Annotated in this window: 27 protein-coding genes; 2 read left to right on the top strand and 25 right to left on the bottom strand. The window is 66.5% G+C overall.

Annotation, left to right across the window (positions count from 1 at the left end; translation table 11 throughout):
* Positions 1-97: 97 nt before the first annotated feature.
* Together hflC and hflK are read right to left on the bottom strand one after the other, a co-directional pair.
* On the bottom strand, positions 98-1,006 hold the full coding sequence (gene hflC / locus IE88_RS0104375) for a protease modulator HflC (protein WP_031550708.1): 909 nt from the start codon (positions 1,004-1,006) through the stop codon (positions 98-100).
* 2 nt (positions 1,007-1,008) lie between these two features.
* On the bottom strand, positions 1,009-2,163 hold the full coding sequence (gene hflK, locus IE88_RS17780; protein WP_031550712.1) for an FtsH protease activity modulator HflK: 1,155 nt from the start codon (positions 2,161-2,163) through the stop codon (positions 1,009-1,011).
* Between the two features lie 123 nt (positions 2,164-2,286).
* Here hflK and IE88_RS18050 point away from each other — a divergent pair, with 123 nt between their 5' ends.
* Positions 2,287-3,390: an Mrp/NBP35 family ATP-binding protein gene (locus tag IE88_RS18050; RefSeq protein WP_162178295.1), complete on the top strand. Its 1,104-nt coding sequence runs from the start codon at positions 2,287-2,289 to the stop codon at positions 3,388-3,390.
* Between the two features lie 9 nt (positions 3,391-3,399).
* Entirely contained in the window at positions 3,400-3,942 is a 543-nt protein-coding gene (locus tag IE88_RS0104390) for an SspB family protein (protein ID WP_031550718.1), read from the top strand.
* A gap of 6 nt (positions 3,943-3,948) precedes the next feature.
* Here IE88_RS0104390 and metG read toward each other — a convergent pair whose 3' ends face one another.
* The 23 genes from metG to rpmC all read right to left on the bottom strand — a co-directional run bounded on the left by metG (position 3,949) and on the right by rpmC (position 19,640).
* On the bottom strand, positions 3,949-5,643 hold the full coding sequence (gene metG / locus IE88_RS0104395) for a methionine--tRNA ligase (RefSeq protein ID WP_031550720.1): 1,695 nt from the start codon (positions 5,641-5,643) through the stop codon (positions 3,949-3,951).
* A 102-nt stretch (positions 5,644-5,745) separates the two neighbouring features.
* Positions 5,746-6,603 (bottom strand): MipA/OmpV family protein, encoded by an 858-nt coding sequence (locus IE88_RS0104400; RefSeq protein WP_031550723.1) that lies wholly within the window; start codon positions 6,601-6,603, stop codon positions 5,746-5,748.
* A 2-nt stretch (positions 6,604-6,605) separates the two neighbouring features.
* Positions 6,606-7,106: a hypothetical protein gene (locus tag IE88_RS17130; protein WP_051881504.1), complete on the bottom strand. Its 501-nt coding sequence runs from the start codon at positions 7,104-7,106 to the stop codon at positions 6,606-6,608.
* A gap of 80 nt (positions 7,107-7,186) precedes the next feature.
* Positions 7,187-8,500, bottom strand: a complete 1,314-nt coding sequence (locus IE88_RS0104410) for a replication-associated recombination protein A (protein WP_031550729.1) — start codon at positions 8,498-8,500, stop codon at positions 7,187-7,189.
* Positions 8,497-9,897: a Do family serine endopeptidase gene (locus tag IE88_RS0104415; RefSeq protein ID WP_031550731.1), complete on the bottom strand. Its 1,401-nt coding sequence runs from the start codon at positions 9,895-9,897 to the stop codon at positions 8,497-8,499. Before IE88_RS0104415 ends, IE88_RS0104410 begins: the two co-directional genes overlap by 4 nt.
* Before the next feature lie 129 nt (positions 9,898-10,026).
* Positions 10,027-10,449 carry a 50S ribosomal protein L17 gene (gene rplQ / locus IE88_RS0104420; protein WP_031550734.1) on the bottom strand — a complete coding sequence of 141 codons (423 nt, stop codon included), beginning with the start codon at positions 10,447-10,449 and terminating at the stop codon, positions 10,027-10,029.
* 155 nt (positions 10,450-10,604) lie between these two features.
* Positions 10,605-11,621 (bottom strand): DNA-directed RNA polymerase subunit alpha, encoded by a 1,017-nt coding sequence (locus tag IE88_RS0104425; protein ID WP_031550736.1) that lies wholly within the window; start codon positions 11,619-11,621, stop codon positions 10,605-10,607.
* 48 nt (positions 11,622-11,669) lie between these two features.
* Complete coding sequence (rpsK, locus tag IE88_RS0104430; RefSeq protein WP_031550739.1) at positions 11,670-12,074, bottom strand: 30S ribosomal protein S11; 405 nt, start codon at positions 12,072-12,074, stop codon at positions 11,670-11,672.
* Complete coding sequence (rpsM, locus tag IE88_RS0104435) at positions 12,074-12,442, bottom strand: 30S ribosomal protein S13 (protein ID WP_031550742.1); 369 nt, start codon at positions 12,440-12,442, stop codon at positions 12,074-12,076. The genes rpsK and rpsM overlap by 1 nt, the downstream gene beginning before the upstream one ends.
* 156 nt (positions 12,443-12,598) lie before the next feature.
* A complete protein-coding gene (locus IE88_RS0104440) occupies positions 12,599-13,183 on the bottom strand; it encodes an adenylate kinase (RefSeq protein WP_031550745.1) in 585 nt (194 codons plus the stop codon).
* Positions 13,180-14,529 (bottom strand): preprotein translocase subunit SecY, encoded by a 1,350-nt coding sequence (gene secY, locus IE88_RS0104445; RefSeq protein ID WP_031550749.1) that lies wholly within the window; start codon positions 14,527-14,529, stop codon positions 13,180-13,182. Before secY ends, IE88_RS0104440 begins: the two co-directional genes overlap by 4 nt.
* A gap of 90 nt (positions 14,530-14,619) precedes the next feature.
* A complete protein-coding gene (rplO, locus tag IE88_RS0104450; RefSeq protein WP_031550751.1) occupies positions 14,620-15,111 on the bottom strand; it encodes a 50S ribosomal protein L15 in 492 nt (163 codons plus the stop codon).
* Between the two features lie 183 nt (positions 15,112-15,294).
* Positions 15,295-15,477 (bottom strand): 50S ribosomal protein L30, encoded by a 183-nt coding sequence (gene rpmD, locus IE88_RS0104455; RefSeq protein WP_031550754.1) that lies wholly within the window; start codon positions 15,475-15,477, stop codon positions 15,295-15,297.
* A 12-nt stretch (positions 15,478-15,489) separates the two neighbouring features.
* Complete coding sequence (rpsE, locus tag IE88_RS0104460) at positions 15,490-16,086, bottom strand: 30S ribosomal protein S5 (protein WP_031550757.1); 597 nt, start codon at positions 16,084-16,086, stop codon at positions 15,490-15,492.
* Positions 16,087-16,097: 11 nt separating this feature from the next.
* A complete protein-coding gene (rplR, locus tag IE88_RS0104465; RefSeq protein WP_031550760.1) occupies positions 16,098-16,460 on the bottom strand; it encodes a 50S ribosomal protein L18 in 363 nt (120 codons plus the stop codon).
* Between the two features lie 33 nt (positions 16,461-16,493).
* The gene (rplF, locus tag IE88_RS0104470) at positions 16,494-17,027 is read right to left on the bottom strand and encodes a 50S ribosomal protein L6 (RefSeq protein WP_031550763.1); all 534 of its coding nucleotides are present in this window, start codon (positions 17,025-17,027) and stop codon (positions 16,494-16,496) included.
* A gap of 1 nt (position 17,028) precedes the next feature.
* Positions 17,029-17,427 carry a 30S ribosomal protein S8 gene (gene rpsH, locus IE88_RS0104475; protein ID WP_031550765.1) on the bottom strand — a complete coding sequence of 133 codons (399 nt, stop codon included), beginning with the start codon at positions 17,425-17,427 and terminating at the stop codon, positions 17,029-17,031.
* Between the two features lie 13 nt (positions 17,428-17,440).
* Entirely contained in the window at positions 17,441-17,746 is a 306-nt protein-coding gene (gene rpsN / locus IE88_RS0104480; protein ID WP_031550768.1) for a 30S ribosomal protein S14, read from the bottom strand.
* Positions 17,747-17,812: 66 nt separating this feature from the next.
* Positions 17,813-18,385, bottom strand: coding sequence for a 50S ribosomal protein L5 (rplE, locus tag IE88_RS0104485; RefSeq protein WP_036766596.1), 573 nt, complete (start codon positions 18,383-18,385; stop codon positions 17,813-17,815).
* Positions 18,378-18,692: a 50S ribosomal protein L24 gene (rplX, locus tag IE88_RS0104490; protein ID WP_031550774.1), complete on the bottom strand. Its 315-nt coding sequence runs from the start codon at positions 18,690-18,692 to the stop codon at positions 18,378-18,380. Before rplX ends, rplE begins: the two co-directional genes overlap by 8 nt.
* Before the next feature lie 2 nt (positions 18,693-18,694).
* Positions 18,695-19,063, bottom strand: coding sequence for a 50S ribosomal protein L14 (gene rplN / locus IE88_RS0104495; RefSeq protein ID WP_031550777.1), 369 nt, complete (start codon positions 19,061-19,063; stop codon positions 18,695-18,697).
* 57 nt (positions 19,064-19,120) lie between these two features.
* Positions 19,121-19,393 carry a 30S ribosomal protein S17 gene (rpsQ, locus tag IE88_RS0104500; RefSeq protein WP_031550780.1) on the bottom strand — a complete coding sequence of 91 codons (273 nt, stop codon included), beginning with the start codon at positions 19,391-19,393 and terminating at the stop codon, positions 19,121-19,123.
* Positions 19,386-19,640, bottom strand: a complete 255-nt coding sequence (gene rpmC, locus IE88_RS0104505) for a 50S ribosomal protein L29 (RefSeq protein ID WP_051881505.1) — start codon at positions 19,638-19,640, stop codon at positions 19,386-19,388. The genes rpsQ and rpmC overlap by 8 nt, the downstream gene beginning before the upstream one ends.
* Position 19,641 lies beyond the last annotated feature (1 nt).

A 19,641-nucleotide genomic window follows, 5' to 3' on the forward strand; every position in this document is an offset into this window, starting at 1 on the left:
TCGAGGCGCGAAGCGGCCGAACTGTCAGCCAAGAATGACGCGAGGGGCGGCGCCGGTCCAGCGCCGCCCCTCGCATAACGGAGTTTCGCCCTGCGAATTACTGCGCCGGCTGGCTGCCCGCATTGCCGAAATACTGGAAGAACTCGGAGTCGGGCGACAGGATGATCGTCGTCTCCCCGTCGCGCAGCGCCTGCTGATAGGCGTCGAGCGAGCGGTAGAAGGCGAAGAATTCCGGGTCGCGGGTATAGGCCTCGGCGAAGATCGCGTTGCGCTGGCCGTCCGCCTGACCGCGGGTGATCTGCGCCTGCTCCTCCGCCTCGGCGAGGATCGTGGTGACCTGCTTGTCGGCTTCGGCCCGGATTTCCTGCGCCCGGCGCGTGCCGTTGGCGCGGATGCGCTCTGCCTGCTGGTTATAGTCCGAGATCATGCGCTGATAGACGTTGACCGCGTTCTCCTGCGGGAAGTCCGCCTGGCGGATGCGGACATCGATGATCCGGACGCCGAACTGCCGGGCTTCCTCGGCGACAGCCTGCTGGATCGCCGTCATCAGCTCGACCCGGCGCTCGGTGATGATGTCGCGGATCTGCACCTCGCCGAGCACCTGCCGCATCGCTTCGCCCAGGACGTTGGTCAGGCGGTTGTTGAAGCTCTGCCGCATGGTCTCGGCGTCGCGGGCGCCCTGGCTGAAGCGCTGGAAGTATTGCAGCGGGTCGGTGATCTCGTAACGTACGAAGGCGTCGACGAGCAGGCGTTCTTCGTTGGCGACGATGATCTCGATCGGCCGCGACAGGTCGAATTCGAGGTTGCGGGAGTCGAGATAGACGACGTCCTGCGCGATCGGCAGCTTGGCGTGGAGGCCGGCATCGTCGTCGTTGAGAACGCGCACCGGGTCACCGAATTGCAGCACGATGGCCTGCTGGTCCTCGCGGACGGTGAAGAAGACCATGCCGAGCGCGATCAGGACGATCACGCCCAGAGCGAGAAGGGCGATACGGGTCGGAGTCATGGCTATTCGTTCTCCTGACGGGCACTGCGGCGCGCCTGTCCTTCGCGCGCCAGCTCGTTGACGTTGAGATAAGGCAGCGTACCGCCGGCATCGTCGTCGATGACGACCTTGTTCATGTCGCCCAGCACATCCTCCATCGTCTCGAGATAGAGGCGGCGACGAGTGACTTCGGGCGCCTTGGCATATTCGACATAGACGTCGTTGAAGCGGGCGGCGTCACCGCGCGCCTCGGCGACCACGCGCGCGGCATAGGCTTCGGCGTCGAGCACGGTCTGCCGCGCCTGACCCTGCGCGACGGGCACCTGCTGGTTCGCATAGCCGATGGCGACGTTGACCTTGCGCTCGGCCTCGGACCGGGCATCGACCACGTCGAGCTGGGCTGGCCGGACCTCGTCGGGAGGCGTCGCCTCGCCGAAGTTCACGCGCAGGATCTCGATGCCGCTGTCATAGCTGTCGAGCGTCTCCTGCAGGATGGCGGCGGTGCGCTCGTTCACGATGTTCCGGCCGCGGGAGATGATGGGACCGAATTCGTTCGCGCCGACCACTTCGCGCAGGGCCGCCTCGGCCGCCGCCCGCACCAGGGCCTGCGGCTCCTCGATGTTGAAGACGTATTTGGCGGCATTGGGCAGCTCGCCGGGCGAGGTGTCGGCATCGTCCTTGATGCGGTAGTTCACCTGCATGTCGACATCGACGATGTTGAGGTCGGAGGTCAGCATGGAGGTGCGCCCGCCCTGCCCGCGGCCGATCGTGACGGCGCGGTCCGACTGCACGTCGACGACGCGCACGTCCTGGAACGGCCAGGGCGCGTGCCAGTTGAGGCCGGAGGATGTCAGGCCGCCGAAATCGCCGAAGGTCGTCACGACGCCGCGCTCGCCCGGCTGCACCTGATAGAAGCCGGAGGCGAGATAGAGCAGGCCAACCGCCGCAGCGCCGATCGCGAGCATGCGGCCGGACGGCATCTTCATCGGGTCGCGGCCGCCGCCCTGCCCCCCGCCGCGCCGGAAGCGTTCACGCCCCGTGCGCAGCAGTTCTTCGAGATCGGGCGCAGGCTGGCCGGGCCTGCCGTCCCTGCCGCCGGGATTGTTGGCAGGACGGCCCCAGGGGCCGTTGCCCCCTGAACCATTGCCGCCGGAACCGGGTTTGTCTGTCCAAGGCATGAAGCGTCGTAATCCTTCGTCTCGTCCGCCAGCTGCGGGATCACCGTGCGGTCTTCCGTATGTCTGGCGTAGGGGCTTATCAGCCATATGTGAACGCCGAGGGGCCGCGCAAATGGGCGGCTCGTGACCGAAGGGACAGTCTTGCTGGACAGAATGAAGCAGGCCGCGCGTAAGGCCAGAACGCAGAGCCAGGGCGAGAAGGCGCTCGCGCAGGCCGTTCCGGGCGCATCCGTCAGGTGGCGCGAGCGCGAAGACGGCCTCGCCGCGACCGTGGTCCTGCCCGAAGGCGCGCCCGGCGAAGCGCATGCCGCGGCGGAAGCGGCGCTGAAGGCCGCCGGCGCGGCGGAGGTGCTGGTCGTCGGAACCGGCACGGCGCAGGAGGCCCCTTCGCGCCCGGCGTCCGCCCGTGGCGGCCATGCCGATCCCCTGTCGCTGGGCAATACCGCGCCCCGCCGCATGCGCGAACAGAAGCCCGAGAAGAGGCGGCCGGAGGGGGTGCGGCGGGTCGTCGCAGTCGCCTCGGGCAAGGGCGGGGTCGGCAAGAGCACCGTGGCGAGCCGCCTCGCGCTCGCTCTCGGAGCGAAGGGCTACAGGACGGGCCTTCTGGATCTCGACATCTACGGCCCCTCCCTTCCCATGCTGTTCGACGTCCACGAAAAGCCGGCGGTCGCGGAGAGCCGCATGCAACCGATCGAGCGATGCGGGCTGGCGCTGAACTCGATCGGCTTCCTCGTCTCCGACGAGCAGGCCCTCGCATGGCGCGGCCCCATGGTCATGGGCGCCGCCCGGCAGCTGATCGAGGAGACCGATTGGGGCGAACTCGACTGGCTGATCGTGGACACGCCGCCCGGCACGGGCGATGCGCATCTCACCATGATCCAGCGCCTGGTGATCGACGCGGCGCTGCTGGTGACGACGCCGAGCCCGCTGGCCATGGCCGATGTGCGGCGGGGCCGCCAGCTCTTCGAGAAGATGAACGTGCCGGTGCTCGGCCTGATCGAGAACATGGCGCAGACGCCCGATGGCCAGACGCCCTTCGGACCCGGCCTCGGCGAGGCGGAACTGGCGGCGCTCGGCCTCGGCCGGCTGGCGCGCCTGCCGCTCGAGGCGGCGCTCGGCGCCCTGCCCGCGGAGGGCGGCGCGCTCGGCGAGGCGCATCTTCAACCCGTGGTGGAGGCGCTGGAAAAGGCCGCCGGTTCGCTGGACCGGGCGCCCAGCGCGCAGTAAGGCCGAGGCATGGAAAACGACGACGCCGAGCTCGATTACGCCTATCTGACGCAGGAGGCGCTGCGCGGCGTCGTCCGGGAGGTCCTGTCGGTCACGGCCGCTCTCGGCGCGCCTCCCGGAGAGCATCATTTCTACGTCGAATTCGCGACGACCGCGCCCAACGTGCAGATCTCGGACCGCCTGCGCGCGCAATATCCCGAGCGCATGACGATCGTCCTCCAGCACCAGTTCGACGATCTCGACGTCGACGAGGAAGGCTTCGCCGTCACGCTGCATTTCAAGGGCGTGCCGGACCGGCTGGTCGTTCCCTACGCCGCCGTGACGCAGTTCGCCGATCCTTCGGCCAATTTCGCTCTGCAATTCGCCGCCCCGATCGAGCCCGCCATGCCCGAAGGACCGGGCGCGGACGTCGCGCCCCTGCGGCCCGTCGACCAGAAGGACGCGGGGACCGGCAAGGACGAAGAGGGCTCGGACGAAGAGGGGCCGGACGATGACGGCCCCGGGGGCGGCGGTGCCGACGTCGTCAGCCTCGACCGCTTCCGCAAGAAATAGCGCCCCTCAAGGAGCGCCGAAACGCTCCGCCCATTCCGCGAGCTGGTCATCCTCGATCTTGCGGAACAGGACGGCCGGCGCCTCGAAGGCGCGACCGGGCTCCAGGCGGTCCAGCAGATCCCGCGCCCGCCCCTCCGGCCAGGCCTGATCAGCGTCCGGGCCGAAGATCTTCAGCATCGCTGCCGCCGTGAAGGGAATGACCGGCGCTGACAGCTCCGCGATGAGACGGATCAGGTTGAGCCCAGTCCGCACCGAGGCAGCCGCGCGGGCCTTGTCTTCCTTGAATGCCGTCCACGGCGCCGCCGCCTGAAGGTATTCATTGCCCGCCGCCCAGATCGCGCGCAGCTCGGCGAAGGCCTTGCGGAACTCCATCCGTTCGAGATGCTCCGTATAGGCAGGAAGGCGCTTGTCGATCTCCGCGAAGAGCGCCTCTTCGGTGTCTCCCGCCTGCCCGCCTTCGGGCACGACGCCGTCGAAGCGCGAGCTCGCAAAGCGCGTGACGCGGTTGACGAGATTGCCGAGGACGTCCGCGAGGTCCTTGTTCACCGCCGCCTGGAACGCCTCCAGCGTAAAGGCCGTATCGTCCGATTCCGGCGCATTCGCCATCAGGTACCAGCGCCAGGCATCGGCCGGCATGATTTCGAGCGCCTGGTCCATGAAGACGCCGCGGTTCTGGCTGGTCGAGAACTTGCCGCCATACCAGGTCAGCCAGTTGAGCGATTTGAGCGTGTCGACGGTCTTCCATGGCTCCTGCGAGCCGAGCAGGGTCGCCGGGAAGCTGACCGTGTGGAAGGCGACATTGTCCTTGCCCATGAACTGGACATAGCGCGTCTCGTCGGCGCCTTGGTCGGTGCGCCACCAGCGCTCCCAGCCCTCGGGGTCGAGCTCCTGTGTGGCGGCGATATAAGCGATGGGCGCGTCGAACCAGACATAGAAGACCTTGTCCTCGAAGCCTTCGCGCACCGCGCCGTCATAGGCGACCGGGATGCCCCAAGAGAGGTCGCGCGTGATCGCGCGGTCGCGCAGGCCCTCGTCCAGCCATTTATAGGCGATGGACCGCGTCAGCTGCGGCCAGTCGGGATGCGCGTCGACCCAGGCGCGCACCTCCGGCTCCAGCTTGGACTGCAACAGATAGAGGTGCTTGGTCTCGCGCAGCTCGACATCCTTCGAGCCCGAGATCGCCGAATAGGGATCGATCAAATCGACCGGGTCGAGAAGCTTGCCGCAATTGTCGCACTGATCGCCGCGCGCCCGTTCGAAGCCGCAATTGGGGCAGGTGCCCTCGACATAGCGGTCCGGGAGGAAGCGTCCGTCCTGCGGCGAGTAGACCTGCCGCTCCGAGCGCTCCTCGATATAGCCGTTCTCTTCGAGCGTCTTCGCGAAATGCTGGGTCAGCGCCCGGTTCTGGGCGCTCGAGGAGCGGCCGAACACATCGAAGCTCAGCCCGAAGCCCTCGCAGGCGGCACGCTGCACCTCGTGCTGCTCGGCGCAATAGGCGGCGACCTCCTGCCCTGCCGCCGCCGCGGCAAGCTCGGCCGGAGTGCCGTGCTCGTCGGTTGCGCAGACGAAGGCGACCTCATGCCCCCTCGCCCGCATGAAGCGGGCATAGACATCGGCAGGCAGCATCGAGCCGACGAGATTGCCCAGATGCTTGATGCCGTTGATATAGGGCAGCGCCGAAGTGACGAGGACGCGGGACATGAGAAGCTTCCGTGATTGTGGGTCTGGCGCGTGATGCGGCGCTCGGGCCCGGACGGCAAGCCCTAGGACGACCCGCGCCCGTTCGAAAGCCTTCCGCTTTCTCTAGCGCCCCTGCTCCATCCGGCGCCCGGCATCACCGAAAATATAGACGAGCCCGCCGAAGACGGTGAAGCGGCCCTCATCCTCGACGATGGGGCTGTCCGCGATCGTGTCGGGCAGGAATTCGTAGGAGGCCTGCGCGAAGGCGGCGATCTTGTAGCTGAAGGCCTGGCGCGCGCTGATCCCGACAAAGGGCAGCACCGCATCGTCGACTTCATAGGCCGGGCGGAAGATTTCGCCGCAATCGCCGGTGATGCAGTTCACGGCCAGCGCCTCGTCCCGGTCCACGCCGAAATAATAGTCGGTCAGGCTCGAGGACTGATAGCGGAGGCCCGCATTCGGACGGACCGAGAGCGGGCGCCAGTTCGACAGCTCGACCTGCGCCTGGGCGCTGATCTCGTAGCCGCCATGGCGCGACAGCGCATCGGCGAGGCCCGTCACCCAGAGCTCCACCGGCCCCAGTTCGGCCGACAAGCGGCCCCCCAGCTCCAGCGTTCCGTCTCGGTCGTCCATGCCCCGCAGATAGGGGCTGTCATCCTCGTCGAAGTTCAGGAAGCGGATATCCGCCACGGCATCGAAACTCAGCGCCTCGTAATCGGCGAGCCGGGCCGAGGCCGTCTTGCCGACCAGCCTGTAGCGGCCGGATTCGAAGGAGATGACGGGTAGCGGAAAGACGCGCGTGGGATCGTCGAGATCGCGGTAGGGAAGCGTCGCCACGCCGATCCCGGCGCCTGCGATCACGGTCGCGTCGCCAGCGGCCCTCGTGACGCTGCGGTCGATCTTCTCGATGGTGCCGCCGAGCTGCGCCGCCGCCTCGCCCGATAGGGCGAGCAGGCATGCGGGGACAAGAAGCGCTTTCATGGTCATTCTCCGAGCCGCATCGGGCAGCGCGTCGAGGCGACATAGGTGGAATAGTCCGGCGCATAGAAATGCAGGTCGTCATCGAGGCGGCTGACGGCGAAGCAGCTATCCGCCGCCCCGGCCTGCTGCGCCTCCGCGTAGCTGAAGCAGAGGGTGTCCTCGCTCACGGACCACTGTCCGAGGAGCCGGTCATCGGCCGCATCGAAGAACCGGCCATCCGCCGCCAGCCGTTCCGCGAAGGTCTGGCCGTTCGGATAGCAGCCCTGCAGCGTGGTTCCGGCGAGCGCGGCACGGATCTCGTCACCATCGAGGATGACGCCGATGACGTCTCCTTCCCCTATGCGTCCGCCGGGAGGAAGGTCGGTACGGTCCTCGCCCCAGCCTTCCCAGTCGGGCGACTGCTCGACGGGAGGCAGGGTCTCGTCCTGCAGCGGGGGCAGGCGCGCATCCTGCGAGCAGGCCATGAGGGCGAATAACGCGGCGGCGCCGGCAAGGCGGAACATCGAGGTCTCCGGGTTGTCCTTCCGGCTTGTAACAGGGCGGAGGCCGGTCCTGTTCCTCGCGGCTGGCAGCGGAGGACCGCTCAGCCCTGCTCCCGGGCTGCGCGGCGCGCGGCGTACCAGGCCAGGCGTTCCTTGATCTTGCCTTCTGCGCCCCGCCCCGCCGGGTCGTAGAAGGTCCGCCGCTCCATCCCGTCTGGCAGATAGCCCAGCCCGGCATGGCCGCCCTGTGCGTCGTGGTCGTATTCATAGCCTGCCCCGTAGCCTTCGGCCTTCATCAGGCGGGTCGGGGCGTTGAGAGCGTGCTTGGGCGGCGGCAGGCTCCCCTCCTCGCGGACCACCCGCCTTGCGGCCTTGAGCGCCTTGTAGGCGGCATTCGATTTGGGGGCGCTGGCGAGATAGGCGACGGCCTGGCCGATGGCGTGATGGCCTTCGGGATCGCCGAGCGCCTCATAGGCCTGCCGCGCGGCGATCACGAGCGGCAGCGCGGCCGGATCGGCATTGCCCACATCCTCCGACGCGATGACCGTCAGCCGGCGCAGGACGAAGCGGGGATCCTCGCCCCCCTCCAGCATCCGCGCGCACCAATAAAGCGCGGCATCCGTGTCCGACCCGCGGATGGACTTCTGCAGGACCGAGGCGAGATCGTAATGCGCCTCCTTGTCGAAGCTCGGCGCGCGGCGCTGCAGGACCGACGCCAATGCATCCGGGCCGAGCGGCGCATCGGGCTCGGGCAGGCTCAGCAATGTCTCCGTCAGGGTCAGGAGGGCGCGGCCATCGCCATCGGCCAGCCCGATCAGCGCCGCGCGGCCCGCCTCGGTCAAAGGCAGCGGCCGCACCAACGCCTCGGCGCGGCTCAGAAGCGCTTCGAGCGCATCGTCGGCGAGGCGCTTCAGCGTCAGCACCTGCGTGCGCGACAGAAGCGCGGGGTTGAGCGCGAAGCTCGGATTCTCGGTCGTCGCGCCGACCAGCGTCACCGTGCCCGCCTCCACATGGGGCAGGAAGGCGTCCTGCTGGCGCCGGTCGAAGCGGTGGACCTCGTCGACGAAGAGCAATGTCCCCTTCCCGCTCGACCGGCGCGCTTCGGCTTCGGCGAACGCCTTCCGCAGATCCTGAACGCCGGAGAGGATCGCCGATAGCTGGACGAAGGCGAGCTTCGTTTCCGCCGCGAGCAGGCGCGCGATCGTCGTCTTGCCGGTGCCCGGCGGCCCCCAGAGGATGAGCGAGGGCAACTGGCCGCTCGCAAGCATCCGCGTCAGCGCGCCGTCCCCGCCCAACAGATGCTGCTGCCCCGCCACCTCGCCGAGCGATGCCGGTCGGAGCCGGTCGGCGAGCGGACGCGGAGCCTCCTGCTCGAGGCCGGCATTGCCGAACAGGTTCTGCTCCTCTTCCCTCATCGTCCGATCCGCAGCGTGGTCACCCGGCCGTCAGGTGTCCGCAGGCGCATGGTATAGAAGGAGGCGGGCCGCCGGAGCGCGGCCTGCACCGCTTCGACAGTGGGCGTCAGCTGCCCGTTGATCGCGAGGATCACCGTTCCGCGCCCGAAGCCGTAGCGCGCCGCCAAAGAGCGGGCCGCGACGTCGAGAACCACCACGCCGGCCTCGAAGGGATCGCGCCCCAGAGCCTCCGCCAGTGCCGGCGAAAGATTGGCGACCTGCGCGCCGGACAGGGGGCTGTTGCCGGCCAGGACCGCCTCGTTGCGGGCGGGCCGCTCCGGCGGATAGGACAGGCGCGCCGTCAGATCACGCTCCTCGCCTCCGCGCAGGACGACAAGCGCCACGCGCTCTCCGGCTTCGAGGGTCGCCGGGCGGTAGCGCAGCGCTTCTGGCTCGTAGATTTCGGTTCCCGCGATCGAGAGGACGACGTCGCCGGGCTCCAGCCCCGCCTCGTCCGCGGGTCCGTCCGGATACACATCGGCGATCAAGGCGCCGCGGGGCCGGTCGAGGCCGACGGCCTGGGCGATGCGGCTGTCCACCCGCTCCGCCCTTACCCCGAGCCAGGGCCGCCGGACCATCGCCTCTCCCCCGGCCGCCGAGGCGACCACACGCTGCACGAGATTGCCGGGGATCGCGAAGCCGATGCCGTTCGACCCGCCCGAGCGCGAGTAGATCGCGGTGTTCACGCCGAGGAGCTTGCCGCTCGCATCGACCAGCGCGCCGCCGGAATTGCCCGGATTGATCGCGGCATCGGTCTGGATGAAGAACTGATAATCCGTCGCCGAGGCGGCATTGCGCGACACAGCCGAGACGATCCCGCTGGTCACTGTCTGGCCCACGCCGAAGGGATTGCCGATCGCGAGGACGACGTCGCCGACCTGCGCCGCGTCCGAATCGGCGAATTCGAGGGCGGGCAGGTCCTGCGCCTCGACCTTGAGGACGGCGATGTCGGTCTGGGGATCGGTGAGCAGGACCTCCGCGGTGAACTCCCTGCGGTCGGCCAGAACGACCTTGATGGCGTCGGTCCCCTCGACGACGTGATTGTTCGTCACGATGAGACCGCCCGGATCGACGATCACCCCTGAGCCGAGGGAGGACTGCACCCGCTCCCGCGTTCTGCCGGCCATGCCCCTATTGCCGAAGAACTCGCGGAAGAACGGATCGTCGAAGACGCTTCGGGCCTGCGTGCGGACGGTCCGCTGCGTGTAGACGTTCACCACGGCAGGCGCCGCGACCTTCACCACGGGCGCGTAGGAGGCGCGGAGCGCCGCGTCGGTGGGCGGCGCCACCGTCTGCGCGCAGGCCGATACCGGCGAAAGGACGACGAGGAGGGCGGTCAGGAGGAGCAGGTTGCGCATGCCCGCTAGATAGCGCCCCGCCCGCAGAGCGAGAACCCTTTCCGGGCCGCATGCCCCCCGGAACGACGAACGGCCCGCGCGAGCGGGCCGTTCTGGTCTTCACCGGTGAGAGGCTCTCGCGCTTCGCGCTCAGGCCTCTTCGTCTTCGAGCATCACCTCGGCGGTCGGACCAGAGTCCTGCCCCTTGGCGGTCTCGTCGCGATCGACGAATTCGATCACCGCGCGGGGCGCATTGTCGCCGTGGCGGAAGCCCGCCTTCATGACGCGGGTATAGCCGCCCTGCCGCTCCGCATAGCGCGGGCCGAGCGTGTCGAAGAGCTTGCCGACCATCGCCACGTCGCGGATCTGGCTGATCGCCTGACGGCGAGCGGGCAGGTCGCCCTTCTTGGCCAGCGTGATCAGCTTGTCGGCGATGGGCTTGAGCTCCTTCGCCTTGGGCAGGGTCGTGACGATCTGCTCGTGCTTGATCAGGCTCGCCGCCATATTGGCGAACATCGCCTTGCGGTGGCTGGCGGTACGGTTGAGTTTACGGTGCGCGAAGCCGTGGCGCATGGGTATCTCTCCACTACTCCGGCGACGCCGGACGGTTTGGATGGTTGTCTTGACGGTGCCGACGGCCCTGCCGCCAACGATGAACGGGACGCCGTGACGCCCGCCCGAAGGATTTGCCCGCCGCAGGCCGTTTCAGCTGCGGCAGGCAGGAAAACTCAGGACTGATCCTCGAACTTGCGGGCCAGTTCCTCGATATTGTCCGGCGGCCAGTCCGGCACGTCCATGCCGAGATGCAGGCCGAGGGTCGCGAGGACTTCCTTGATCTCGTTGAGCGATTTCCGGCCGAAATTCGGCGTCCGGAGCATCTCGCCCTCGGTCTTCTGGATCAGGTCGCCAATATAGACGATATTGTCGTTCTTCAGGCAGTTGGCCGAACGCACGGACAGCTCGAGCTCGTCCACCTTGCGCAGGAGAGCGGCGTTGAAGAGAAGCTCTTCTTCCTGTCCGGCGCCTTCCTCGCGCTTGGGCTCGTCGAAGTTGACGAAGACTTGGAGCTGGTCCTGAAGGATGCGGGCAGCGTAAGCGGCCGCATCGTCGGGAGTGACCGCGCCATTGGTCTCGATCTCGAGCAGCAGCCGGTCATAGTCCAGGACCTGCCCTTCCCGCGTGTTCTCGACACGGTAGGAAACACGGCGGACGGGGCTGTAGAGGCTGTCGACCGGAATCAGGCCGATCGGTGCATCTTCGGGGCGGTTGCGATCGGCCGGCACATAGCCCTTGCCGGTCTGGACCGTCAGCTCCATGCGGAGGTCGGCGCCCTCGTCCAGCGTGCAGATCACGTGATCCTTGTCCAGGATCTCGATATCCGCGGTCTCCTGGATGTCACCGGCGGTGACGACGCCCGGTCCCTGCTTGTGCAGGGTGAGGCGCTTCGGCCCGTCCACATGCATGCGGATGGCGAGCTGCTTGAGGTTCAGGACGATGATCGTCACGTCCTCGCGGACGCCCTGGATCGAGCTGAACTCGTGCACGACGCCGTCGATCTGAACGGCGGTCACGGCAGCACCCTGCAGCGACGACATCAGAATGCGGCGCAGCGAATTGCCGAGCGTGAGGCCGAAGCCGCGTTCCAGCGGCTGCGCGACGATCGTCGCCTTGCGCTGCGGGTCGAAGCCCGCCTGGACCTCGAGCTTGTTCGGCTTGATCAGTTCCTGCCAATTCTTCTCGAGCATAGGATTCCTTCGGCCGCGCGGCTGCCGCGCGGCCTCTTCCAAGACTGTTTAGACCCGACGACGCTTGCGGGGGCGAACGCCGTTATGCGGGATCGGCGTGACGTCCTTGATGTTCGTGACGGTCAGGCCGGCGGCCTGCAGAGCCCGCAGAGCGCTTTCCCGGCCGGAGCCCGGCCCGCGGACCAGCACGTCGACCGAGCGGAGACCGTGCTCCATCGCCTTCTTCGCCGCGTCTTCGGCCGCCATCTGCGCGGCGAAGGGGGTCGACTTGCGCGAGCCCTTGAAGCCCATCATCCCGGCAGAGGACCAGGAAACGGCGTTCCCCTGCTCGTCGGAGATGGTGACCATCGTGTTGTTGAAGGAGGCGTTCACGTGAACGACACCGTTCACGATGTTCTTGCGCTCGCGACGACGGGGTGCGCGGCTCTGTCCGCGTTGCGGTTGACGTGCCATTACTTCTTCTTCCCGGCGATCGGACGCGCGGGCCCTTTGCGGGTGCGCGCATTGGTGTGGGTGCGCTGACCGCGGACCGGAAGGCCGCGGCGGTGACGGAGGCCGCGATAGCAGCCGAGATCCATCAGGCGCTTGATGTTCTGAGCGTTCTCACGGCGCAGGTCGCCCTCGACCGTGTAGTCGCCGTCGATCGTCTCGCGGATCCGCAGAACCTCGGCGTCCGTCAGGTCCTGGACACGGCGAGAGGTATCGATGCCGACCTTCTCGACGATTTCCTTCGCCTTGGAGTCGCCGATACCGTGAATATAGGTCAGCGCGACGTGGACGCGCTTGTTGTTCGGGATGTTCACCCCAGCGATACGAGCCACGAATATGCCTCTTCTTTCGGTCGCCCCTGAACGGGCGGTGATCTAACGAGACCGCGCGACGGCGCGATCCGGCTTCGTCCATGTTTCAGGCGAAGGCGCGACTTATAAACCCGCGCCCGCCCGCGTCAACAGGCCTGCGAATGTGATCCGCAGCCTTCAGCATTCATCGAGGATGCGATCGATGTCGGCGCTCACGGCCTCCACCGGCTGCATGCCGTCGATCTTCTTCAACACGCCCTTCGCCTCGTAGAAGGGCACGAGCGGCGCGGTCTGTTCCTGATAGACGCCGAGCCGCTTCTGGAACGTCTCGACATTGTCGTCCGACCGGACCTCGTCGCCCCGCGCCTTGGCTTCGCTGATTCGGCTGTTGAGCCGATCCACGAGCGCCCCCTCGTCCACGACGAGTTCGAGCACGCAGCTGATGTCCCGCCCCTTGCCGGCGAGAATCCTGTCTAGCATGTGCGCCTGCTCGATCGTCCTCGGGAACCCGTCCAGCAGGAAGCCGCTCTCGCAGTCCGACATGTCGATCCGCTCGGAGACGATGCCGGCCACGATCTCGTCGGAGACGAGGTCCCCGCGATCGATGATGGCCTTCGCCTGCCTGCCGACATCGGAGCCCGCAGCGATCGCCGCTCTCAGCATGTCGCCGGTGGAAAGCTGGGGAATGTCCCGCTTCGCCGAGATATACGCCGCCTGCGTGCCCTTGCCCGCGCCCGGCGGCCCCAGAAAGACAACGATCATCGGCGGGCACCCCTCAGTTTCGACTTCTTGATCAGCGATTCGTATTGCTGGGCCAGAAGATGACCCTGGATCTGCTGCACCGTATCAAGCGTCACCGTCACGACGATCAGCAGCGACGTGCCGCCGAGATAGACCGGAATCGCCGAGTAGTTCATCCGGAGGAACTCCGGCATCAGGCAGACGAAGGCGAGATAGGCAGCCCCGATCACCGTGATCCGGGTGAGGACGTAGTCGATATATTCCGCCGTCCGCGCGCCGGGACGATAGCCCTGGATGTAGCCGCCATACTTCTTGAGGTTGTCGGCCGTGTCTTCGGGATTGAACACGATCGAGGTGTAGAGGAAGCAGAAGAACACGATCCCCGCCCCGTAGATCAGGATATAGGCCCAGGAGCCCGGCCCGATCGATCCGGTCAGGTTCTGCAGCCAGATCGGCGCGTCATTGCCGATCGCGCTCGCCGCCGTCGCCGGCAGGAACAGGAGCGAGCTCGCGAAGATCGGCGGAATGACGCCGGACGTGTTCAGCTTGAGCGGCAGGTGGGACTTCTCGCCCTGCGTCATCCGGTTGCCCTGCTGGCGACGCGGATACTGCACTAGAAGTCGGCGCTGCGCCCGTTCCATGAAGACCACGAAGGCGATCAGGCTGATCGCGATCAGGATCACCGCCACGACGATCACCGGGGGCAGAGCGCCCGAGCGGCCGGACGCGAAAAGGCCCGCCGCGGCCCGCGGCAGCTCCGCGATGATACCGGCGAAGATGATCAGGCTGATGCCGTTGCCGATGCCCCGCGCCGTGATCTGCTCACCGAGCCAGACCAGGAACATAACGCCGCCGAGGAGCGTGATCGTCGTCGTCACGAGGAACACGGTCCCCGCCTCGCCAACGATCGGCACGCCGGAAGGGCTGGTCTGCCCGGCCACGGTCGTCGCGATGAAGAAGCCCTGCACCAGCGCGAGCACCACCGTCAGATAGCGCGTATACTGGTTGATCTGCCGCCGGCCGCTCTCGCCCTCTTTCTTGACGGCTTCCAGCGAGGGAATGATCGCCGCCATCATCTGCATGATGATGGACGCCGAAATATACGGCATGATGTTGAGCGCGAAGATCGCCATGCGCTCCGTCGCGCCGCCGGAGAACAGGTTGAACGTGCCGAGAAGGCCGCCCGTCTGCGTCTGGAAGAGTTCGGAGAAGGCGCCGGGATTGACGCCCGGGATCGGAATGAACGTCCCGATCCGATAGACGATCAACGCGCCCAGGGTGAAGAGGAGCCGCTTCTTGAGCTCTTCCGCCCTGGCGAACGACCCGAATGAAAGGTTGGAAGCGAACTGCTCGGCAGCTGAGGTCATGGGTGGACCCGTCTGTTAGAAGCGAGGGACTGCGGGCCAGTTGGACCCGCCGGGGCGCGGGCGCAACCCGCTGCCCCGGCTGACGAAGCGTTATGCTTTCGCCTTGTGCGGCCCGCGCAGGCGCTGACGCTTCTCCGTCCGCGTCATCGTCACCGATCCGCCGGCCTTCTCGATGGCCTCGCGCGCACCCTTGGTCGCGTAGGTCACCGTCACGTCCAGCTTCGCGTTCAGCTCGCCCGAGCCGAGCAGGCGCAGGCCGTCATGCTTGCGCCGGATCAGGCCAGCCTCGACCAGCCCGTCCTCGGTTACGCTCGACTGACCGGCATCCGCCGCTTTTTGCAGCGTGTCGAGATTGATCTCAACGTAGTCCTTGGCGTTCGGCGCGTTGAAGCCGCGCTTGGGCAGACGCATGTGAAGCGGCATCTGGCCGCCCTCGAAGCCTTTGATCGCGACGCCGGAACGGGATTTCTGGCCCTTGACGCCACGGCCGCCGGTCTTGCCGCTGCCCGAACCGATACCGCGTCCGACGCGTTTGCGGGGCTTGCGGGCACCGGGATTGTCACGAAGATCGTTGAGGCGCATGTCCATTCCTTTCGACTAGCGGCGGCCCGACCGGCCGCCTCGCCTGACTGCTGCCTGGTTTGAGGCAGCGACTAAGAAGGATCGGCCGCAGACGTTTTCGCCTCCGGCCGATCAGGATAGAAGATATTCGGTCTCTATGACGGCAGGAGCCCACCCAAGGCAAGCCCCTGCCCGATCGCCGGCTTACTCGCCGACGATTTCGACCATATGGGAGACCTTCCGGATCATGCCGCGGACCGAAGGCGTGTCCTCGAGCTCGCGCTCGCGGCCGATCTTGCCGAGGCCGAGCCCCTTCAGCGTCGCATGCTGATCCTTGGGGCGCCGGATCGGCGAACCGGTCTGACGGACCTTGATTGTCTGAGCCATCTCGATCCCTCCTTACGCCGCGTCCGCGGAGGTGGCATCCTGCTGGACGGCTGCCCGGCGATTGATGATCTCCGACACTTTGAGACCGCGCTTGGCCGCGATGGCACGCGGGTTGGACTGGTTCTTCAGAGCGTCCACGGTCGCACGGACCATGTTGTACGGGTTCGAAGTGCCGACCGATTTGGCGACGACGTCCTGGACGCCCAGCATCTCGAACACGGCCCGCATCGGACCGCCGGCGATCACGCCGGTCCCGGGAGGCGCCGTGCGCAGCACCACGCGGCCAGCGCCGTGACGGCCTTGGGCATCGTGATGAAGCGTCCGGCCGTCGCGAAGCGGCACGCGGATCATGTTCCGCTTGGCTTCCTGAGCGGCCTTGCGGATCGCCTCGGGCACTTCGCGGGCCTTGCCCTTGCCGAAGCCGACACGGCCCTTCTGATCACCGACGACGACTAGCGCGGCGAAACCGAAGTTCTTGCCGCCCTTGACCGTCTTGGACACGCGGTTGATCGCAACGAGACGATCCGAAAACTCGTCCCGCTCTTCCTCGCGCCGGCCGCCCCGGCGCCCGTCGCGGCCGCCGCGGCCGCCTCTGGGTTCTCTAGCCATAGCTCAGCCCTTCAGAATTTGAGGCCGCCCTCGCGGGCAGCGTCCGCCAGGGCTTTCACCCGGCCGTGATAGATGTAGCCGCCGCGATCGAAGACGACGTCCTCGACGCCCGCCTTCTTGGCGCGCTCCGCGAGGAGCTCACCGACCTTGGCCGCGGCTTCGAGACCGCCGCCGATCTTCTGCTCGCGCAGATCCTTCTCCAAAGAGGAGGCGGAGACCAGCGTGCGCCCGCCCTGGTCGTCGATGACCTGGGCGGAGATGTTCTTGGCGGAACGGAAGACCGACAGACGGGCTTTGCCGTTCGACTTGCGCGCCAGCGCCGCACGGGTGCGGCCTGCGCGCAGTTTCTGTTTCTGGATTCTGGTAAGAGGCATATCGATAACGCAATCGAAGAAAGACCTGAGGCCTTACTTCTTCTTGCCCTCCTTCCGGAAGATGTATTCGCCTTCGTACTTCACGCCTTTGCCTTTGTAGGGTTCGGGCGGACGGAAGCCGCGAATCTTGGCTGCGGTCTGGCCGACGGCCTGCTTGTCGATACCGGTGATCTCGATCTCGGTCGGACGGCCGACCTTGATGTCGATGCCGGCGGGCGGCTCGAACTCGATGTCGTGGCTGTAGCCGAGCGCGAGGACGAGCGTCTTGCCCTTCATCTGCGCCCGATAGCCGACGCCGACCAGCTCGAGGCGGCGGGTGAAGCCGTTGGCCACGCCTTCGAAGACGTTCGAGACCATGGTGCGGGACATGCCCCACATGGACCGCGCCTCTTTCGACGAGTCCACGGGACGGATCTCCACGCCGCCATCGCCCATTTCGACGAGGCAGAGGTCGTTGACGACGAAATTCATTTCGCCCTTCGGCCCCTTGGCGGAGACGGCTTGGCCGTCGACACTCGCCGTGACGCCGGAGGGAACGGGAACGGGTCGTTTTCCGATGCGAGACATATCAATACACCTGGCAGAGGACTTCGCCGCCCACATTGTGTTCGCGCGCGGCCGCGTCGGACATGACACCCTTCGGCGTGGACAGGATCGAGATGCCCAGACCGTTGCGCACCGGCGAGATGTCACGAACCGAAGAGTAGACGCGGCGGCCCGGCTTGGACACGCGCTTCATCTTCGAGATGACCGGCTGGCCGTCGAAATATTTGAGTTCGATCTCGAACTCGCGCTTGTTGTTCGGATGCTCGAGCTTCGTGTAGCCGCGGATGTAACCCTCGGCCTCGAGCACGTCGAGCACGCGTCCACGCAGCTTGGAAGCGGGCGTGTTCGTCTTGCTCATGCCGCGCATCTGCGCGTTCCGGATACGGGTCAGCATATCGCCGACAGGATCGTTGATCGCCATTCGACTGCTCCCCTTACCAGCTCGATTTCACCAGGCCGGGGATGCGGCCGGTGGATCCGAGATCGCGCAGCGCGATCCGCGACATTTTCAGCTTGCGGTAGTAGCCGCGGGGCCGCCCGGTCACCAGGCAGCGGTTGCGGATGCGGGTCGGCGACGAGTTCCGGGGCAGTTCCGCCAGCTTCATCGCTGCCTTGAACTTGTCTTCCGGGCTCGCATCCTCGTCGCGCATGACCGCTTTGAGGGCACTCCGCTTGTTCTCGTAACGAGCCGCGAGCTTGCGCCGCTTCACGTCCCGTTCGATCATCGACTTCTTAGCCATATCGTTTGTCGTCTCTCCTACGGCCGGTTTCCGGTCGCCCGGACCTGACCTTAGTTACCGGACCGCCTATTGGCGGAACGGGAAGTTGAACTCCTTGAGGAGCGCGCGCGCTTCCTCGTCGGTCTTGGCACTGGTCGTCACGATGATGTCCATCCCGCGCTGACCTTCGACCTTGTCGTAGTCGATCTCGGGGAACACCGTGTGCTCCTTGAGGCCCATCGCGAAATTGCCGCGGCCATCGAAGCTCTTCGGATTCAAGCCGCGGAAGTCGCGGACGCGGGGCAGAGCGATCGTCACCAGACGGTCCAGGAACTCGTACATCCGGTCCTGGCGCAGCGTCACCTTGACCCCGAGCGCCATCTCCTCGCGGACCTTGAAGCCGGCAATCGACTTCTTGGCAGAGGTCACGACCGGCTTCTGACCGGCAATGGCCTGCATCTCCTCGAAGGCATTGTCGATGACTTTGCGATCGTTGACCGCATCGCCGACGCCCATGTTCAGGACGACCTTCTCGATCCGCGGGATCTGCATCTCATTGCCGTAGGAGAACTGCTCCCTCAGCTTGCCGCGGATTTCTTCCCGGTACTTCTTCCGCAGACGCGGCGTGTAGCTCTCGGCTTCAGCAGCGGTCTCAGACATCGATGACCTCCCCGGACCGTTTGGCGATCCGGACCTTCTTGCCGTCACGCATCTCGAAGCCCACGCGGGTCGGCTTGCCGTCCTTGGGGTCCTTCATCGCGACGTTGGAGATGTGGATGGACGCTTCGCGCTCGATGATGCCACCGGCGCTGGTCTGGCTCGGACGGGTGTGGCGCTTGATGCGGTTCACGCCCTGGACGATGCAGCGATCGTCCTTCGGCATGACCTTCAGGACCTGGCCCTCCTGACCGCGATCCTTGCCGGTGAGCACGATGACCGTGTCGCCCTTCTTGATCTTGGCAGCCATGGTTACAGCACCTCCGGCGCGAGGCTGACGATCTTCATGTGCTTGGCGCGGCGCAGTTCGCGCGTCACCGGGCCGAAGATCCGCGTGCCAACGGGTTCAGAGTTGTTGTTGATGAGCACGGCCGCATTTCCGTCGAAGCGGATGACCGACCCGTCACGGCGCTTGATGTCCTTGGCGGTGCGAACCACCACGGCCTTCATCACCTGGCCTTTTTTGACGCGGCCACGGGGCATGGCCTCCTTGACGGAGACGACGATGATGTCGCCGACCGAAGCGTATTTCCGCTTCGCGCCGCCCAGCACCTTGATGCACTGGACCCGCTTCGCGCCGGAATTGTCCGCCACGTCCAGGTTCGTCTGCATCTGGATCATGAATCCTCCTTGGCCCAGCCTCGGGCCCGGTTAGGGTGTTGCAGGGTGAGCGCCCTCTCAGGCGCTCGTCTTCTCGCCGTCCGCCGCCGCGGCAGCATCGGCGGCCGAGATGACCTCCCAACGCTTCAGCTTCGACTTCGGGGGGCATTCGCGGATTTGCACCACGTCGCCCGTCTTGAACTGGTTGCCCTCATCATGGGCGTGATAACGCTTGGAGCGCCGCACGACCTTTTTGAGGAGCGGGTGGCTGTAGGCCCGATCGATCCGGACGACAACCGTCTTGTCGCCCTTATCGGAAATAACGGGGCCCTGCAGGATGCGTTTAGGCATCGGTCGGCTCCTGATTGGCTTCCGCCGCCGGCTTCGCCGGGGCGTCATTCGTTGACGTGGCGGGACGACGCTCGGTCATCACGGTCTTGATGCGGGCGATGTCCCGGCGGATCTCTTTGATCCGCGCCGTCTTCTCCAGCTGGCCGGACGCCTTCTGGAAACGCAGGTTGAACTGCTCCCGCTTGAGGTCCAGCAGGCGCGAGGACAGCTCGTCATCGCTCAGATCGCGCACTTCGGTCGCGTTCATG

It is taken from the genome of Parvularcula oceani, from assembly GCF_000733125.1.
Classification (GTDB): Bacteria; Pseudomonadota; Alphaproteobacteria; order Caulobacterales; family Parvularculaceae; genus Parvularcula; species Parvularcula oceani.